Annotated in this window: 15 protein-coding genes; 7 read left to right on the plus strand and 8 right to left on the minus strand. The window is 72.1% G+C overall.

The features are described from left to right. Positions 1-21: 21 nt before the first annotated feature. Complete coding sequence (gene dusB / locus ACBJ32_RS49680; protein WP_375132873.1) at positions 22-1,134, plus strand: tRNA dihydrouridine synthase DusB; 1,113 nt, start codon at positions 22-24, stop codon at positions 1,132-1,134. Here dusB and ACBJ32_RS49685 read toward each other — a convergent pair. Beyond that, positions 1,131-1,913, minus strand: coding sequence for a phytanoyl-CoA dioxygenase family protein (locus tag ACBJ32_RS49685; RefSeq protein WP_375132874.1), 783 nt, complete (start codon positions 1,911-1,913; stop codon positions 1,131-1,133). The genes dusB and ACBJ32_RS49685 overlap by 4 nt on opposite strands. 41 nt (positions 1,914-1,954) lie before the next feature. Between ACBJ32_RS49685 and ACBJ32_RS49690 the strand changes: the two genes are divergently transcribed. Both ACBJ32_RS49690 and ACBJ32_RS49695 read left to right on the plus strand, forming a co-directional pair. Next, positions 1,955-2,953, plus strand: coding sequence for a helix-turn-helix domain-containing protein (locus ACBJ32_RS49690; RefSeq protein WP_375132875.1), 999 nt, complete (start codon positions 1,955-1,957; stop codon positions 2,951-2,953). 184 nt (positions 2,954-3,137) lie between these two features. Next, positions 3,138-4,682 carry an alkaline phosphatase D family protein gene (locus ACBJ32_RS49695; protein WP_375132876.1) on the plus strand — a complete coding sequence of 515 codons (1,545 nt, stop codon included), beginning with the start codon at positions 3,138-3,140 and terminating at the stop codon, positions 4,680-4,682. Between the two features lie 58 nt (positions 4,683-4,740). On the opposite strand, the gene ACBJ32_RS49700 is transcribed toward ACBJ32_RS49695, so the two are convergent. Further along, positions 4,741-5,235, minus strand: coding sequence for a DUF2087 domain-containing protein (locus tag ACBJ32_RS49700; protein ID WP_375132877.1), 495 nt, complete (start codon positions 5,233-5,235; stop codon positions 4,741-4,743). 17 nt (positions 5,236-5,252) lie between these two features. Between ACBJ32_RS49700 and ACBJ32_RS49705 the strand changes: the two genes are divergently transcribed. Next, positions 5,253-5,816, plus strand: coding sequence for a hypothetical protein (locus ACBJ32_RS49705; RefSeq protein WP_375132878.1), 564 nt, complete (start codon positions 5,253-5,255; stop codon positions 5,814-5,816). Positions 5,817-5,946: 130 nt separating this feature from the next. On the opposite strand, the gene ACBJ32_RS49710 is transcribed toward ACBJ32_RS49705, so the two are convergent. From ACBJ32_RS49710 to ACBJ32_RS49720, 3 genes are all read right to left on the minus strand, one after another. Then, positions 5,947-8,445, minus strand: a complete 2,499-nt coding sequence (locus ACBJ32_RS49710; RefSeq protein WP_375132879.1) for a DEAD/DEAH box helicase — start codon at positions 8,443-8,445, stop codon at positions 5,947-5,949. A gap of 102 nt (positions 8,446-8,547) precedes the next feature. Continuing rightward, a complete protein-coding gene (locus ACBJ32_RS49715) occupies positions 8,548-9,045 on the minus strand; it encodes an N-acetyltransferase family protein (RefSeq protein WP_357876400.1) in 498 nt (165 codons plus the stop codon). Positions 9,046-9,126: 81 nt separating this feature from the next. Further along, on the minus strand, positions 9,127-10,392 hold the full coding sequence (locus tag ACBJ32_RS49720; RefSeq protein WP_375132880.1) for an acyltransferase: 1,266 nt from the start codon (positions 10,390-10,392) through the stop codon (positions 9,127-9,129). Positions 10,393-10,577: 185 nt separating this feature from the next. Between ACBJ32_RS49720 and ACBJ32_RS49725 the strand changes: the two genes are divergently transcribed. Together ACBJ32_RS49725 and ACBJ32_RS49730 are read left to right on the plus strand one after the other, a co-directional pair. Next, positions 10,578-11,825 (plus strand): sensor domain-containing protein, encoded by a 1,248-nt coding sequence (locus ACBJ32_RS49725; RefSeq protein WP_357876396.1) that lies wholly within the window; start codon positions 10,578-10,580, stop codon positions 11,823-11,825. After that, complete coding sequence (locus ACBJ32_RS49730) at positions 11,816-12,463, plus strand: response regulator transcription factor (protein ID WP_185103121.1); 648 nt, start codon at positions 11,816-11,818, stop codon at positions 12,461-12,463. Before ACBJ32_RS49725 ends, ACBJ32_RS49730 begins: the two co-directional genes overlap by 10 nt. Positions 12,464-12,601: 138 nt before the next feature. On the opposite strand, the gene mihF is transcribed toward ACBJ32_RS49730, so the two are convergent. From mihF to ACBJ32_RS49745, 3 genes are all read right to left on the minus strand, one after another. Continuing rightward, positions 12,602-12,907, minus strand: coding sequence for an integration host factor, actinobacterial type (mihF, locus tag ACBJ32_RS49735; protein ID WP_043641121.1), 306 nt, complete (start codon positions 12,905-12,907; stop codon positions 12,602-12,604). A gap of 102 nt (positions 12,908-13,009) precedes the next feature. After that, the gene (locus ACBJ32_RS49740) at positions 13,010-13,414 is read right to left on the minus strand and encodes a heme-binding protein (RefSeq protein WP_375132881.1); all 405 of its coding nucleotides are present in this window, start codon (positions 13,412-13,414) and stop codon (positions 13,010-13,012) included. Between the two features lie 107 nt (positions 13,415-13,521). Then, positions 13,522-14,751 (minus strand): ROK family protein, encoded by a 1,230-nt coding sequence (locus tag ACBJ32_RS49745; protein WP_375132882.1) that lies wholly within the window; start codon positions 14,749-14,751, stop codon positions 13,522-13,524. 23 nt (positions 14,752-14,774) lie between these two features. On the opposite strand from ACBJ32_RS49745, the gene ACBJ32_RS49750 reads away from it, so the two are divergent. Next, entirely contained in the window at positions 14,775-16,058 is a 1,284-nt protein-coding gene (locus tag ACBJ32_RS49750; RefSeq protein ID WP_375132883.1) for an MFS transporter, read from the plus strand. The last annotated feature ends 50 nt before the right edge of the window (positions 16,059-16,108 follow it).

Below are 16,108 nucleotides of genomic sequence, written 5' to 3' on the forward strand. Positions count from 1 at the left end.
ACCTGCGCTACAACTGTTCGAGTGAAGATTGGGCCGATTGAGGCGTGGCCGCCCGTGGTGCTCGCGCCGATGGCGGGCATCACGAACGCGCCGTTCCGGGTGCTCTGCCGCGAGCAGGGCGCGGGGCTGTTCGTCTGCGAGATGATCACGACCAGGGGTCTCGTCGAGCGCAATCCCAAGACGATGCGGATGATCAGGTTCGAGGAGTCGGAGCGGCCCAGGAGCATCCAGCTCTACGGGGTGGACCCCGTGATCGTGGGCAGGGCGGTGCGGATGATCGCCGAGGAGGACCTCGCTGATCACGTCGATCTCAACTTCGGCTGCCCCGTGCCCAAGGTGACCAGGCGTGGGGGCGGGTCGGCGCTGCCGTACAAGCGGAACCTGCTGCGCCGCATCCTGCGCGAGGCGGTGGCGAACGCCGGGCCGCTGCCCGTGACGATGAAGATGCGCAAGGGCATCGACGACGACCACCTGACCTACCTCGACGCCGGCCGGATCGCCGCCGAGGAGGGCGTCGCCGCGATCGCGCTGCACGCCCGCACCGCCAAGCAGCACTACGGCGGCGTCGCCGACTGGGAGGCCGTCGCCAGGCTCAAGGAGGCCGTGCCCGAGATCCCCGTGCTGGGCAACGGCGACATCTGGTGCGCCGACGACGCGCTCAGGATGGTGGCGCGCACCGGCTGCGACGGGGTCGTCGTCGGGCGCGGGTGCCTGGGCCGGCCGTGGTTGTTCAAGGACCTGGAGAACGCGTTCAACGGCAGCCCCGAGCGGGCCCGGCCGACCCTCGGCGAGGTCGCCGAGGTGATGGCCAGGCACGCCGAGGGGCTGACCCGGTGCTTCGACATCGAGCGGTACGCCGTGGCCGACTTCCGCAAGCACGTCGGCTGGTACCTGAAGGGGTTCACGGTCGGCAGCGAGCTGCGGCGCGAGCTGGCCACGGCCGAGTCGCTCGACGGGCTGCGGGCGGGCCTGGCCAAGCTGGAGCACGACCAGCCGTGGCCGCCGAACACCGACACGCCGCGGGGCAAGTCGGGGGAGCGGTCCAAGGTGCTCCTGCCTGACGGGTGGCTGGACGACCCCTGGGACTGCCCCGTCCCCGACGGCGACGCCGAGTCGGACATCTCCGGGGGCTAGTGCGGGCCGCTGGTGATCTCCGTGCCGCAGGGGCCGCCGCCGACCGCCGGTTCGAGGCGTACGGGCTCGCCTGACATGGTGAGCGTCGGGTAGTACTCCGCGATCCGCTCCGCCGAGCGGCCCACGTAGTGGCAGATGAAGCTGCGGCGGAAGCGGTCATCGGTGCTGTTCGGCTCCGAGCCGTGCACGAGGCTGCCGTTGAAGAAGAGCACGTCGCCGGGGTTCATGTCCACGGGGACCTTCTCCAGGCCGGGCGGCGGCGGCACGTACTCGCGGGTGAACGAGACGCCCTCGTCGGCCTCCTCCGGGCAGAACAGGTCCATGAGGTGGGTGCCGGGCACGACCTCGAGGCCGCCGTTGGCCCGGTCCACCCGGTCGAGCGCCACCCAGGCGGCCACGCAGGTGCCCGGCTCGACCCGGAGGTAGAAGTTGTCCTGGTGCAGCGCCTGGCCCCTGGCCCCCGGCGGCTTGAAGTAGAACATGCTCTGGGCTGCTATCGGCTCCTCGCCCAGCAGGTCGCGCAGTATCGCGCCGATGCGCCTGTCGAGCAGGTAGCGCAGGGCCACGTCGTTCACCTGGTGGGGGTGCATGATCCGGGGGTAGTCGCGCAGGATGTCGTACGGCTGCCCCGGCACCTGCGGCTGCGGCGCGAAGTGGCCGGGGATCGGCCCCCGGGCGTGCAGCGCCATGAACTCGTCGCGCAGCTCGGCCACCTCTTCCGGCGCGAGGAGACCGGGCACCAGCGTGTACCCCTGATCGTGGAAGTCGTTGAGCCTCATGACTCTCACGCTAGGCAGCGCCGTCGTGCAACGGTATGCCCATGACCGCTGAGGACCTGTCTGTTCCTGCTGCCGAGCTGATGATCTTGGGCCACTACGACAAGGGGGCCGGGTATGCCACGCGCCGCCCGGGCGGGTCGCCGAGCTGGCTGCTGTTGTGGACGGAGTCGGGAGCCGGGCTCGTCGAGCAGGGTGGGGTGTCGTTCCACGTGGAGGCGGGGGACCTGGCCGTGCTGGGGTCGGGGGTGGCCCAGCACTACCGGGTGCGGCCGGGGGCGGCGCGGTGGCGGTTCTGGTGGGTGCACTTCCAGCCGCGTGCCGCCTGGGCGGCCTGGCTGGGGCCCCATGCCGTGGGTGGCGGCTGCCATGTGGTGGCGGGGGTGCCGGAAGGGGTGCACGAGCGGATCGGGCTGGCATTTCTGAGGGCGCGTCAGGACGCCCGCTGGACGCCCGACGCGCCGCTCCCGGTGATGCCCTGGGCTCCGCAGGGAGCGGCGGGCGGTGGCCGGCCGGCCGGAGGCCGCGAAGGACGGGGCGGCGGTGAGGCGGTCGGAGGTCGCGACGGACGGGGCGGCGAGGCGCGGGTGCCGGCCGTCGTGTCCGGCGGGGCGGCGCGGGAGCTGGTGATGGGGGCCGTGGAGGAGGTGCTGGTACTGGCCACCGCGACAGTGCGGCCCGGCGGGCGGCCCGAGGGCAGGGGCGAGGAGGGGGACGAGCGGGTCCGCCGCGCTCTGGCGATCATCGCGGCCGAGCCGGGCGCGCCGCACTCGGTCGCCTCGCTCGCCCGCGCGGTCGCGCTCTCGCCCTCCCGCTTCGCCCACCTGTTCGCCGACGTGACGGGCCAGCCGCCGATGCAGGCCGTCCGCAGGGCCCGGGTACGGCACGCGGCGAGCCTGCTGGAGGTGACCGACATGGACATCGGGCAGGTGGCGGCGGCCTCGGGCTTCGTCAGCCCGTTCCACTTCAGCCGGGCCTTCAGGAAGGAGTACGGCCTGCCGCCCCGCGACTACCGCGCCCGCCTGCGCCCGGTCACCGGGTGACCGGCAGCGGGCCGGAAGGGGGCGCCCCTCCCGCTGCCGCTCGCCACCGGCTTCACGGGCTTCCTGGGCTCGGGACGAAGCTTCACCTGCTGTTCAACGAGCCGTATCGCCGCGCACTCTCTCCGCAGGAAGCCGCAGGCCAGGCTGTCGCCGAAGGCAACGCCACCGTCACGTAAGGACCCCCATGATCACCCGGCGTTCACTTCTCGCCGGGGGCCTCGGCCTGGGCCTGTCCGCGGCACCGGGGGTCTCCCCGGTGCGCGCGGCCGCCCGGCGCGCCCCTCTGTCCGACCCCTTCCAGCTCGGCGTCGCCTCGGGCGAGCCCACGCATGACGGTGTGGTGCTCTGGACCCGCCTGGCCATGGACCCGATCGCGCTCGACGGCCTCGGCGGCATGCCGGACCGCGCGATCTCCGTCCACTGGCAGCTCGCCAAAGACGAAAATTTCCGACATGTCGTACGTCGCGGCTCAGAGGTCGCCCGCCGCGACGAGGCCCACAGCGTGCACGTCGAGCTCGACGGGCTGGACCCCGGCGCCGAGTACTTCTACCGCTTCAAGGCCGGCGGCGAGCTCAGCCCCACCGGCCGTACCCTCACCGCGCCCGCCCCCGGCACCCGCGGCAGGCCGCTGAACCTGTCGTTCGCCTCCTGCGCCGACTACCAGTCCGGCTGGTTCACCCCGTACCGCAGGATGGCCGAGGACCAGCCCGACCTGATCGCCTTCCTCGGCGACTACGTCTACGAGTACGGCGACTACAAGTACCCCGTACGCGACCAGGCCGGCGGCGAATGCCTCGACCTCGCCGGATACCGGCTGCGCCACGCCCAGCACAAGGCCGACCCGGAGTCACAGCTCGCGCACGCCGTCGCCCCCTGGGTCGTGGTCTGGGACGACCACGACGTCGACAACGCCTGGGCCGGTGACGTGCCCGAGCAGCCCGGCCCGCCCTTTCTCCAGCGCCGGGCCGCGGCCTTCCAGACCTACTACGAGAACATGCCGCTGCGCCGCGCCCAGAGACCGGACGGGGCGGCGCTCAAGCTGTACCGCAGCATCCGCTGGGGCGCGGTCGCCAACCTGCACCTGCTCGACACCCGCCAGTACCGCGACCTGTACGCCTGCACCGGCAGCAGCGGCACGGTCGGCCCCGGCTGCGCGCAGCGCTTCGAGCCCGGCCGCACCATGCTCGGCCGGGAGCAGGAGGCCTGGCTGGACGACCGGCTCAAGCGCTCGCACGCCACCTGGGACCTGCTCGGCCAGCAGGTCTTCCTCATGGAGATGGACTGGGCCAACGGCGAGGGCAAGGGCTACTCCAACGAGGGCTGGGACGGCTACGTCGCCTCCCGCGACCGGCTGACCGCCGCCATCGACGCGTACCGGCGCAACGCGGTCGTGCTCACCGGCGACGTGCACTCCCACTGGGCGGGCGAGGTCAAGCGCGACCACCGCGACCCCGGGTCGAAGTCCGTGGCCGTCGAGCTGGTCACCACCTCGGTCACCAGCGCGGGCAACGGACTGGACGAGTACCCCGACACGCGGATCCTGCTGGCGGAGAACCCGCACGTGAAGTTCTTCAACGGCCGCCGCGGCTACGTGCGCACCCGGATCACCGAGCGGGAGATGCAGGTCGACTTCCGCTCGGTGGCCCGCGTCACCGAGCCCCACGCCCCCGCCTACACCTCCGGCTCGTTCGTCATCGAGCCGGGCCGCCCCACCCTGAACCCCGCCTGACAGGACCCAGTGGCGGACCGGCCTCGACGCCTGACCCAACGACCTCCGCTGGATCCCGCTAGATCTCCACGGGCCCGCCGCTGCGCCAGTAGACGTTGCCCTCCCGCGACAGCAGTTCCTCGTCCACCAGGTAGCGGCGCAGCGCCGCGTAGTCGTCGTGGAAGGCCCGCAGTGCCACGTTCACGTCCTTCTCCGGATAACGCACGCCGGGCTCGAAGACCCGCGCGATGTAGCGCAGCACGACGAGCCGCTTGTCGCGCTTCATCGCCGTCGTGGTCAGCCGCCCGTCCACCAGGAACGTGCGCAGCACCCGCTCCTCGGGGCTCAGCGCCTGCGGGGGCTCGGCGTGCGCCCGCAGCAGGTCGCGGAAGCGCTCGGGCGTGGCCCGCCACGCACCGCTCTCGTCGCGGGCCGCCAGACCGCCGTTCTCCAGTTTCCGCAGCGCCTTGGGGGACAGCTCGCCGGTGGCGCCGAGCACGAGGGAGGCGAAGGTCTGCAACGTGTCGTCCTGGTAGAGCAGGCCCAGGACGCGTCTGATCTCTTCGTCGTTCACTCATACCATTTTGACCCATGATCGCAGCACTGATGCTGGCGGCCACGGTCGCCATCCCGAACAACTTCCTCCTGTACGAGAAGGAAGCCGCCAAGAAGGACGACAACCCGGAGACGAGCTGGACGGCCACCGGCAAGAGGACCGCCCCGCTGGTCGTGAACCCGTGCCAGAAGGCCGCACTCGGCCGGACGGGGCGGGCCCAGGCCAGGACGCTGACGTACACGGCCGTGCCCGACTACTCCAAGTCGGAGCAGGTGGTGCTCTACTCCTCGCCGGCCGCCGCCGGGAAGGCGCTGCGGGACCTGGAGGCCGCCGTACGCGCCTGCGGCAGCGCCGCCTACCGCTACTCCGCCACCGCGATCGCCCTGGGTGACAAGGGGCTGATGGTGACCGGGCAGGCCTACCAGGGCGGGAAGCCGGCCGTCGGCGGCGAGCGGGCCATCGTCACCCGCCGCGCGAACGCCCTGATCCTCTACACCGTCGCGGGCGAGTGGGGCAAGCCCGCCAAGGCCGACTTCAAGCGCCAGACCAGTGACACCAAGCGCATGCTCGCCAAGATCTGCACCATCGCCGACTGCTGAACGCAAGGAATGTCTCGATCTTGGGACATTGTCATGACACGACCCCGACGTTTTCCGAAGGAAACTGAATCGACAGGCCTGTGCCGGGACGCCCTTGCCAGTCCGTTCCGGCACACGGCTTGTCGTTTCTCTACAGCCGGTTGAGCCCCTGCACGTGCAGGACGGCCCGGCCCTCCTCGTCGGAGGCGGCCAGATCCACCTGGGCGTCGATGCCCCAGTCACCGTCGCCGGCCGGATCCTTGATCGTCTGCCGCACCTTCCACAGGCCGCTCTCCTCCTCGATCCGCAGCAGCGCGGGGCCGCGCGCGTCGGCGTCGGTGAAGATCTCCTCGTGGTCGGCGTAGTACGCGTCGAGCGCCGCGCCCCAGTCGACGTCGGGAGCCAGCTCCTCCAGCTCCTCCTCCTTCTCCAGCGCGCACAGCTCCACCAGCCGGAACATCGCGTTGCGCACCAGCACGCGGAAGGCCCGCACGTTCGCGGTGACCGGGCGCACCTTGACGTCGAGCTGCTCCTGCTGCTCCAGCGCCGCCTCCGGGTTGGTGAGCTTCTCCCACTCGTCGATCAGCGAGGAGTCGACCTGGCGGACCAGCTCGCCCAGCCACTCGATGAGGTCGACCAGGTCGTCGGTCTTGAGGTGCTCGGGCACCGTACGCGACAGCGTGCGGTAGGCGTCGGCCAGGTACCGCAGCACCGTGCCCTCGGACCTGGCCAGCTCGTAGAACTGGATGTACTCGCTGAACGTCATCGCGCGCTCGAACATGTCGCGCACCACCGACTTCGGGCTGACCGTGTAGTCGCCCACCCACGGGTGCCCGCGCCGGTAGGTCTCGTACGCCCCGAGCAGCAGGTCCTCCAGCGGCATCGGGTACATGACCTCGGCGAGCTGCTCCATGCGCTCCTCGTACTCGACGCCGTCGGCCTTCATCTGCGCGACGGCCTCGCCCCTGGCCTTCTTGAGCTGGGCGGACAGGATCTGGCGCGGGTCGTCGAGGATGGACTCCACGATCGAGACCATGTCGAGCGCGTAGGCCGGCGACTCGCGGTCGAGCAGGTCGAAGGCGGCCAGCGCGAACGTGGACAGCGCCTGGTTGAGCGCGAAGTCCTCCTGCAGCTCGATCGTCAGCCGGGCCCGGCGGCCCTGCTCGTCGGGCTCGCGGAACTGCTCGACGATGCCGCCCGCCAGCAGCGACCGGTAGATGGCGATGGCCTGGCTGATGTGCCGGCGCTGCCACTTGCGGTCCTCGTGGTTGTCGGTCAGCAGGTGCTTCATCGCCTGGAAGCAGTCGCCAGGACGGTTGATCACCGCGAGCAGCATGGCGTTGCTGACCTTGAAACGGGAGTTCAGCGGCTCGGGCTCGGCCTCCTGGAGCTTGGTGAAGGTGTCCTCGCTCCAGCCGACGAAGCCCTCCGGCGGCTTCTTGCGGGCGTAGCCGCGGCGCCGCTTGGGGTCGTCGCCGATCTTGGCCAGGGCCTTGGCGTTCTCGATGTCGTGCTCGGGGGCCTGGCAGGCGACGTAGCCGATGGTGTCGAAGCCGGCGCGGCCCGCCCGGCCGGCGATCTGGTGGAACTCGCGGGCCCGCAGCCGCCGCACCTTGTTGCCGTCGTACTTCGACAGCGCCGTGAACAGCACCGTGCGGATCGGCACGTTGACGCCGACGCCCAGCGTGTCGGTGCCGCAGATGACCTTCAGCAGGCCCGCCTGGGCCAGCCGCTCCACCAGGCGGCGGTACTTCGGCAGCATGCCCGCGTGGTGCACGCCGATGCCGTGGCGGACCAGGCGCGACAGCGCCCGCCCGAACCGCGTGGTGAACCGGAACCCGCCGATCATGGTGGCGATGGCCTCCTTCTCGGCCTTGGTCGCCATGTTGATCGACATCAGCGCCTGCGCCCGCTCCATCGCCGCGGCCTGCGTGAAGTGCACGACGTAGACCGGCGCCTGGCCGGTGGAGAGCATCTCCTCCAGCGTCTCGTGCAGCGGGGTCATCCGGTAGGAGTACACCAGCGGCACCGGCCGCTCGGCGTGCTTGACCACCGCGGTCTCCCGGCCGGTGCGCCTGGTCAGGTCGTCCTTGAACATCGAGACGTCGCCGAGCGTCGCCGACATCAGGATGAACTGCACCTTCGGCAGCTCCAGCAGCGGCACCTGCCACGCCCAGCCGCGGTCGGGCTCGGCGTAGAAGTGGAACTCGTCCATGACGACCTGGCCGATGTCGGCCGCCGCGCCGTCGCGCAGCGCCACGTTGGCCAGGATCTCGGCCGTGCAGCAGATGATCGGCGCGCCGGGGTTGACGCTGGCGTCGCCCGTCATCATGCCGACGTTCTCCGTGCCGAAGACGGCGCACAGGTCGAAGAACTTCTCCGACACCAGCGCCTTGATCGGGGCGGTGTAGAACGTGCGCACGTCGCGGGTCAGCGCCGCGAAGTGGGCGCCCGCCGCCACCAGCGACTTGCCCGAGCCGGTGGGGGTGGCCAGGATCAGGTTGTTGCCGGAGACCACCTCGATGAGGGCCTCCTCCTGGGCGGGATAGAGAGTGAGCCCCCGCTCGGCGTTCCAGGCGACGAACGCGTCGAAGATGGCGTCGGGATCGGCGTCGATCTCTTCGGGCAGGCGGTCAACGAGTAGGCTCACACTCCTATCCTGCCGAAGTTTGCCGGATGGTCGAACCGGGGGCGGCCAACTCGGTCAAGAGCATCGGCTCGCGGCGGGTGCCGGGCGCCGCCCGCGGGCCGGTCAGCGCAGGTCGAGCTGCATCAGCACCGTGTCGATCCAGCGGCCGTGCTTGAAGCCGACCGACTTCAGCCGCCCCACCGTCTCGAAGCCGAACTTCTCGTGCAGCCGGGCCGAGGACGGGTCGCCCGAGTCGGCGATCACCGCGACGAGCTGGCGCGCCTCGGTCCGGCCGGCCGCCGCGACCAGCTCGCCCAGCAGCAGCCGCCCGAGCCCGCGCCCCGTACGCCCCGGCGCCAGGTAGATCGTGTCCTCCAGCGTGTGCCGGTAGGCGGGCTTGGGGCGGTACTGGGCCACGTAGGCGTACCCCGCGACCTCCCCGTCCACCTCCGCCACCAGGAACGGCAGCCCCGCCCCCGTGATGCCGCCGGCCTTGGCGCGCCAGTCGTCCGCCGTGAGCGGCGTCTCGTCGAACGTGGCCACCGTGGTGGTCACGTAATGGGCGTAGATGCCGGCGACGGCGGGCAGGTCGGTCTCGGTCAGGGCACGCACCTTCGTCATGAACACATTCTGCTCACGGGCGGATGACGGCGGTGTTTCCGGATCCTCACGCCACCCGACGGGCCGGCCCGTGCTCACGAGCTACACGCGGGCCCGGGGCGCCGTCAGCAGCAGCCCGCCGAGCAGCGCGAGCACCGCCAGGAACGGCCCGACCCCGGGCGCGAACCCGCCGACCGTCAGCGTCAGCACGCCGCCGCCGACCAGCCCGGCCGCCGCGAGCATGCCGCGCCAGCCCGCCGTCCCGTACGGCAGCGACGGCGGCGTCTCGAACCGGGCGAACCCCTTCAGCAGCGGCCACATGACCAGGCACAGCAGCCCGAACCAGACCGGCCAGCCGGCGAACCACAGGATGCTGCCGGGCCGCGGCGTGTCCACGCCCAGCAGGACCACGACCACCCCGGTCACCGCGAACAGGGCCGGCATGTGCCACAGGTACATGGTCATGATCCGCGGCCCCGCCCAGGCCAGCAGGCGGCGCGTGGGCAGCCGCACCAGCGCGGGGCGCAGCGCCACGGCCAGGCCGACCTGGCCCAGGCCGACGGCGAGCATGGCCAGCGTGGGCGGGGCCATGTTGGACATCTCCGCGCCCGGCAGGCCGATCATGCTGCCCGGGTAGGGGCCGTAGGCCACCAGCAGCGCCGCCGCGCCGAACCCGCCGATCGCCAGCGCCCAGGCCGCCCGCAGCCTGCCCTCGGCGTAGAAGAGGCCGAGCTGGTGCACGGCCATCCAGACGAACACCACGTTCAGGTAGCCCATGGCGTCCAGGCCGGTCGAGAACCTGGCCACGTCCGTCAGCACCGCCCCGGCCGCCAGCGCCACGGGGACCCGCCAGCCGTACCGCTCGTGCAGGCGCAGCGCGTACGGGGTGGCCGTGACGGCGATCAGGTACACGGCCAGGAACCACAACAGCTGGCCCGTCAGCTTCGCCCCCACCTCCAGCGGCTGCGCCGGCACGCCCAGGGACAGCAGGATGTGCGGCAGCGGGATCCACACCGCGGCCAGCGGCAGCAGCGGCCAGGCCAGCCGCCGCAGCCGCACGGCCAGCCACGACGGCGCGGGCTCCGCCGAGCGGCGGAAGCTGATCGCGTTGGCCGCGCCGCCCGCGAAGAACACCAGCGGCATCACCTGGCTCAGCCACGTCACCACCCACACGCCGGGCGTGGACAGCGCGTTGCCCGTCGTCAGCCGGTCGCCGTCGTAGCCGAGCACCGGGATCGTCCAGTGCTGGAACACGATGAGCACCATGCCCACCACCCGCAGCAGGTCGATGAACGGATCGCGCCCAGTCGCCACGCGGGCGGCCGGCGCGGGGGCCGGCGCGGCGGGACGGTCCAGCAGGACGGTCATGGGGAGCCTCGATTCAGGGGGGAGCGGACGCACTCAAGGCTTTCGCCGCAGGCGCCGCCGCGCATTGCCGCGAGCCACCGTCCCGGGGTCGCGGCCCCATGACCGGCCACGGTAGGGCTGGCCCTACCCCCGCACACCGGCGCACCGGCTCGTACCGGCCGCGGCGGCGCTCTACCGTTGGGGCCATGCGCTCCCTGACGAGGCGGGTCCTCCTTGACTCCCGATACACGCTGGTCGGCTTCCCCACGACGCTGATCGGCTTCGTGCTCATGGTCGCGGGCTTCGCCGCAGGGCTCGGCACCGCGGTGGTGTGGATCGGCGTGCCGCTGCTGGCGGGCACGCTCATGATCGCGCGGGGTTTCGCCGACGCGGAGCGCGGCTGGCTGTCCGACGTGCTGCGGCGCCCGCCCGTACGGCCCCGCTACAAGCCCGTACCGCAGGGCGCCGGCCGGTTCCGCCGGCTGATCAACCCGCTGACGAGCGGCCAGTCCTGGCTCGACCTGCTGCACGGCGTCATCAACCTGCCGTTCGCGATCATCGGGTTCGTGCTCACCGTCGTCTTCTGGGCGATCCCGCTGGGCGGCCTGACCTACCCGCTGTACGGCATCATCACCTCGAACATCCCCGGCAACGTCGAGCTGCCCGAGCTGCTCGGCCTGGGTGACGGCTACCTGGTCAACACCGTCTTCTACGTCTCGCTCGGCCTGGTCTTCACCCTGATCATGCCGTTCGGCGTCCGCGGCGCCGCGCTGGTGCGGGCCGGGCTCGGCAGGGCCCTGCTGACCGGCGTGGCCGAGCTGCAGGAGCGCATCGACGACCTGGCAGAGGGCCGCGCCGCCGCCGTCTCCGCCGAGGCCAACGCGCTGCGCAAGCTGGAGCGCGACATCCACGACGGGCCGCAGCAGCGGCTGGTCTCGCTGGCCATGGAGCTGTCCAGGGCGCAGCGGCAGCTGGCCAAGGACCCGGAGGCGGCGCAGGCCACGATCAAGTCCGCGATCACCGCCACCCGCGAGACGCTCGACGAGCTGCGTGCGCTCTCGCGCGGCATCGCCCCGCCCATCCTGTCCGACCGCGGCCTCGCGCCGGCCCTGGCCGCCCTGGCGGGCCGCTGCACCGTCCCCGTCGATCTGGACGTGCAGACCGTCGAGCGCTTCCAGGCCGCCGTCGAGAACGCGATCTACTTCGTCTGCGCGGAGACCCTCACCAACGTGGCCAAACACAGCCGCGCCACCGTGTGCACCGTCCAGCTCACCCGGGTCGGTAACTACCTGATGCTCACGATCGGGGATGATGGGGTCGGCGGCGCGCACGTCGCCAAGGGACACGGGCTCGCCGGGCTGGCCGACCGGCTCCGCGCAGTCGACGGGGAGCTGACCGTGCAGTCGCCCGACGGCGGGCCCACATTGATCGTGGCGGAGGTGCCGTGCGGGTAGTCGTGGCCGATGACGCGGTTCTGATCAGGGAGGGCCTGGTCAGGTTGCTCGAGGAGTTCGGCTGCGAGGTGGTGGCGACCGTCGGCGACGGCGACGCCCTCGTGGAGGCGATCGCCGAGCACAAGCCCGACGTGTCGGTGGTGGACGTGCGCATGCCGCCGTCCTTCACCGACGAGGGGCTCAGGGCGGCCGTGGAGGCCCGGCGCAGGGTGCCGGGGGCGCCCGTGCTCATCCTCTCCCAGTACGTCGAGGTCTCCTACGCCGACGACCTGCTCGCCGACGCCAGGGGCGCGGTGGGATACCTGCTGAAGGACCGGGTCGTCGACGTCGACGAGTTCCTCGAGGGCCTGCGGCGGGTGGCCGCGGGCGGCACCGTGTTCGACCCCCAGGTGGTGTCCCAGTTGATGGTGCGCAGGCGCAAGGACGACCCGCTCGCACAGCTCACGCCGCGCGAGCGCGAGGTGCTGGGGCTGATGGCCGAAGGGAAGTCCAATCCGGCCATCGGGCGGCAGCTCGTGATCAGTGACGGAGCCGTGGAGAAGCACATCAGGAGCATCTTCAACAAGCTCGGCCTCTACGCGGAGGACAGCGACCAGCATCGCCGGGTGCTCGCCGTGCTGACCTACCTGCGTTCCTGATCCTCGTACTGGGGGTTCTGACCCCTCGGGCTGGCCCGCCGTCGAGCGGAGCGGCTCCGCTCGCCGGTCCCTCCTGGCCAGTGAGGGGTCGCTGGCCGGTCCGCGCGGCACTCCGCGCGGACCTGGCCGCTCGGGGGTTTAGCCGAGCGCGTCGACCAGCTTCTTGCGCTGCTGGGCGCCCAGGCCGCCGAGGCGGCGCTTCTCGTCGACGCCCGCCTCCTCCATCAGCGCGGTGGCCTTGGCCGGCCCGACGCCCTTGACGGCGCGCAGCGCCTGGGACACCTTGATCTTCTTGGCGATGTCGTCATCGCGCTCCAGCAGCTGAGCGAACGTCAGCTCGCCCGCCTTGACCTTGGCCAGCAGGGCCGTGCGGGCGGCACGGGCCTCGGCCGCCTTGGCCAGAGCGGCTTGACGCTGCTCGGGGGTGAGAGTGGGAAGTGCCATCTCTGTTCTCTCCTCGGGGAGTTAACGTTCGGGTTCTGTTACCCGTGGTGCAGTGGCTAATCATGGCGGATACCAGCGGTTCGTGTTGCGGAAAGCGCCCGCTCAGCGTGCGCCCCACACCGATGCGGCCGCTTCCGCGCACGCCACGTCCTGCGCGATCGTGCCTCCGCTGACCCCTACGCCGCCGACCACGCGTTCTCCCTCACCGTAACCGGACCACAGCGGAACGCCACCGCCGAAGCACACCAAGCCGGCCCCCGCCAGGCCCGCCAGCTCCCCTCCTGGAACAGTCAGCGCGGGCAGCTCGGAGGTGGGCCTGCGCAGGGCGACCGAGGTGTACGCCTTGCCTTGCGCGAGGACCGGCCCGGAGATCTCCGCACCCTCCATACGCTGGAAGGACACCAGATTCCCGCCCTCGTCCACGACCGCGACGGAGACCGCCGCGCCCTCCCTGAACGCCTGCTTCAGAGCCGCTTCCGTCATGCGGAGCGCGAGTTCGAGATTCACGCGATCTTCCCTCGGATCATGATGGTGCAGCGCCTTGGACCCTTCCATCCGTACAGTCCTCCGGCGGGCCCCCGCAAGATCACCTAGGTGACCGCGGAAGGGAGGCGTTATGGCGCGCTATCCCCGTCCAGGGTGGAATGCGTCACACTTTGCCGGTCGGGCGTGTCGCGAGCCTGGTCAGGGTGGTTTTTGCGCCAGGCTTCAAGACCTCCGGTCGTGAGGAAGGCGTCGAAGACCGACTCCATGGCGCCCAGGAGCGAGCCCCGCCAGCCGAGGGCCGAGCCCTCGATCCTCGGCGGGTGGTCGCGGCGGATCGCCATCAGGCCGGGCTCGCAGGCCGCCAGAAGGGCCTCACCGGCCCGCTCGCGCAGCTCCACGCCGTGTCCGGACAGCGTCACCACCTCGGGGTCGTGGGCGTTCACGAGGGCCGCTATGCCGCTTCCCAGGGCCTTCGCGGTCGCCGTGACCGCCTCCTCGCTCGTGGCGAGCACCCGCTCGGCCTGCTCCCTGCCCCTGCCGCCGCCGTAGGCCAGGCCGACGTGGCGCAGCAGGGCGTTCGCGCCGACGTCCATGCCCCAGCAGCCGATCGCGCCGCACGGGCAGCGGCGCTCGCCGCCGCCGATGCGCATGTGGCCGAACTCGGCGCCGGCGCCGCTCGCCCCGGCGACCGCGTGGCCGTCCAGGACCAGCACGCCGCCGAGGTCGAAGTCCACGTGCAGGTGCACGCCGACCCGGACGCCGCGCAGCTTGCCCCTGCGGGCCTCGGCCAGGGCGGCCAGGACCGTGTCGTTGCCGACGAAGAGCGGTGCCCCGAGGCTCCCGAGCAGGGCGGGGACGTCGACCGAGCGCCAGCCGAGGTGGGCGATGTCCACCAGGCCGCCGTGGCGGATCGGCCCGGCGAGCGCCACCCCGACGCCGGCCACGCGGCGGGCGAGCCGGCGGCCGTGCTCGGCGATGGCCTCGCCCAGCGGTCCCAGCGTGCCCTCCGGCGTGCCGTCGTGGGGCCGTACGGCCAGCACCGTGACGCGCCCGCCCAGCTCGCACGCCGCCAGTTCCCAGGCGTCCTCGCGCACGTCCACGGCCAGCGCGACGGGCCCGTGCGGATGCGGGCCCGGCACCTGCGTCGGCCGGCCGCGCGTGTGCTCGGGGGCCGGCTCCTCGTGCAGCAGCCCGTCCTCGGCCAGCCCCGCGACGAGCACGGAGGCCGTGCCCCTGGCCAGGCCGAGCTCCCGGGTGAGCTGGGACCTGGTGCGGGTGGCCCCGCAGTCGTGTACGGCGCGCAGCAGCCTGACCCGGTTGTGCGCGCGAAGCTCCCCGCTGGTTGTGGCTCCATTCACGTTTCACAGTTTATGCTCTAGCCGTGAACAAAACCCCCGTTGAGGCAAAACGCGCTCGTGTCGGTGTTTTCGGATTCTTCTTCCTGGCCGGTTTCGTCATGGGGCTGTGGGCCGCGGGCCTGCCGTCGCTGAACGACCGCCTCGAACTCGGCCCCGCCCGGCTCGGCAGCGTCCTGCTGCTGATCTCGGGCGGCGCGCTGGTGTCCATGCTGGCGGCGGGGCCGCTGGTGGACCGGTGGTCCAGCCGGCGGGTGTGCTGGTTCGCCGGGCCGTTCTCCGGCGTGGTGCTGCTCGGGCCCGCGCTGGCGCCCTCGTACTGGTCGCTGGCGGCGCTGGCGGTGCTGTTCGGCATCGGGCTGGGGGTGACCGAGGTCGCCATGAACGCCCACTCCGTCGAGGTCGAGCGGGTCTACAAGCGGCCGATCATCTCGGCCTTCCACGGCGTGTGGAGCCTGGGCGGGGCCGCCGGCGGCGGGCTCACCTCGCTGGCGCTGCAGGGCGGGGTGGACGCGCAGTGGCTGCTGATCGCGGCGGCGGTCGTGGTGCCGTTCCTGTACCTGCCGGCGGCGTACCTGCTGCTGCCGGAACCGCCCGCGCACGAGTCCGCCTCGCCGTCCGGCGGGTCCGCATCGGACGGGTCCTCGCTGCGCTGGGGGCTGATCGCGCTGCTGGGGCTGGCGGCGTTCGCGGGGCACCTGAGCGAGGGGGCGGCCATCGACTGGGCCGCGCTGCACGCGCGCTGGGTGCTGGAGACCGATCCGGCCATGGCGCCGCTGGCGTACACGATCTTCTCCGTGGCCATGACGACCTTCCGGCTCCTGGGGGACCCGATCAGGGGACGGCTCGGCTCCGTGCGCACGATCCGGCTCGCCGGCGTCTTCGCCACGCTCGGGTACGCCCTGGTGCTGGCGTCGCCGTTCGTGGGGGAGTCGCTGCGGGTGGTGTGCGCGTGGACCGGCTGGGCGCTGGCCGGGGTGGGGCTGGCGACGGTCGTGCCGGTGCTGTTCAGCGCCGTGGGGGCCGCCGGTGGGCGGGTCGGGCGGGCGCTGGCGATGGTGACGGCGTTCGGGTACAGCGGGCTGCTGCTGGGGCCCGCGGTGCTCGGGTTCGTGGCCGAGCACGCGTCGCTGCCGGTCGCGCTCGTCATCCCGGCGGTGATGGCCGCCGTGGTCACGCTCACGGGCTCGCCCGCCATCCGCTCCCTGCTGCGGCTGTCCACCGCCCCGGCGCCGGCCGCGGTCCCCTCCGGGGTCCGCTCCGGCGACGAGCCCGTCCCTGACGGCGAGCCCCAGCCCGCACGCGACTGAGCGGCCCGGCGCGCCCGCGCCTCGCGACCAGGCGCGCCGGAATTTGCGTT

Source organism: Nonomuraea sp. GTA35 (assembly GCF_041950525.1).
Classification (GTDB): Bacteria; Actinomycetota; Actinomycetes; order Streptosporangiales; family Streptosporangiaceae; genus Nonomuraea.

What these genes read in the sequence shown, in the direction of transcription:
- ACBJ32_RS49685 (WP_375132874.1), bottom strand. Translation starts at nt 1,913, where the DNA reads ATGAGGCTCAACGACTTCCACGATCAGGGGTACACGCTGGTGCCCGGT.
- ACBJ32_RS49690 (WP_375132875.1), top strand. Translation starts at nt 1,955, where the DNA reads ATGACCGCTGAGGACCTGTCTGTTCCTGCTGCCGAGCTGATGATCTTG.
- ACBJ32_RS49695 (WP_375132876.1), top strand. Translation starts at nt 3,138, where the DNA reads ATGATCACCCGGCGTTCACTTCTCGCCGGGGGCCTCGGCCTGGGCCTG.
- ACBJ32_RS49705 (WP_375132878.1), top strand. Translation starts at nt 5,253, where the DNA reads ATGATCGCAGCACTGATGCTGGCGGCCACGGTCGCCATCCCGAACAAC.
- ACBJ32_RS49715 (WP_357876400.1), bottom strand. Translation starts at nt 9,045, where the DNA reads ATGACGAAGGTGCGTGCCCTGACCGAGACCGACCTGCCCGCCGTCGCC.
- ACBJ32_RS49720 (WP_375132880.1), bottom strand. Translation starts at nt 10,392, where the DNA reads ATGACCGTCCTGCTGGACCGTCCCGCCGCGCCGGCCCCCGCGCCGGCC.
- ACBJ32_RS49725 (WP_357876396.1), top strand. Translation starts at nt 10,578, where the DNA reads ATGCGCTCCCTGACGAGGCGGGTCCTCCTTGACTCCCGATACACGCTG.
- mihF (WP_043641121.1), bottom strand. Translation starts at nt 12,907, where the DNA reads ATGGCACTTCCCACTCTCACCCCCGAGCAGCGTCAAGCCGCTCTGGCC.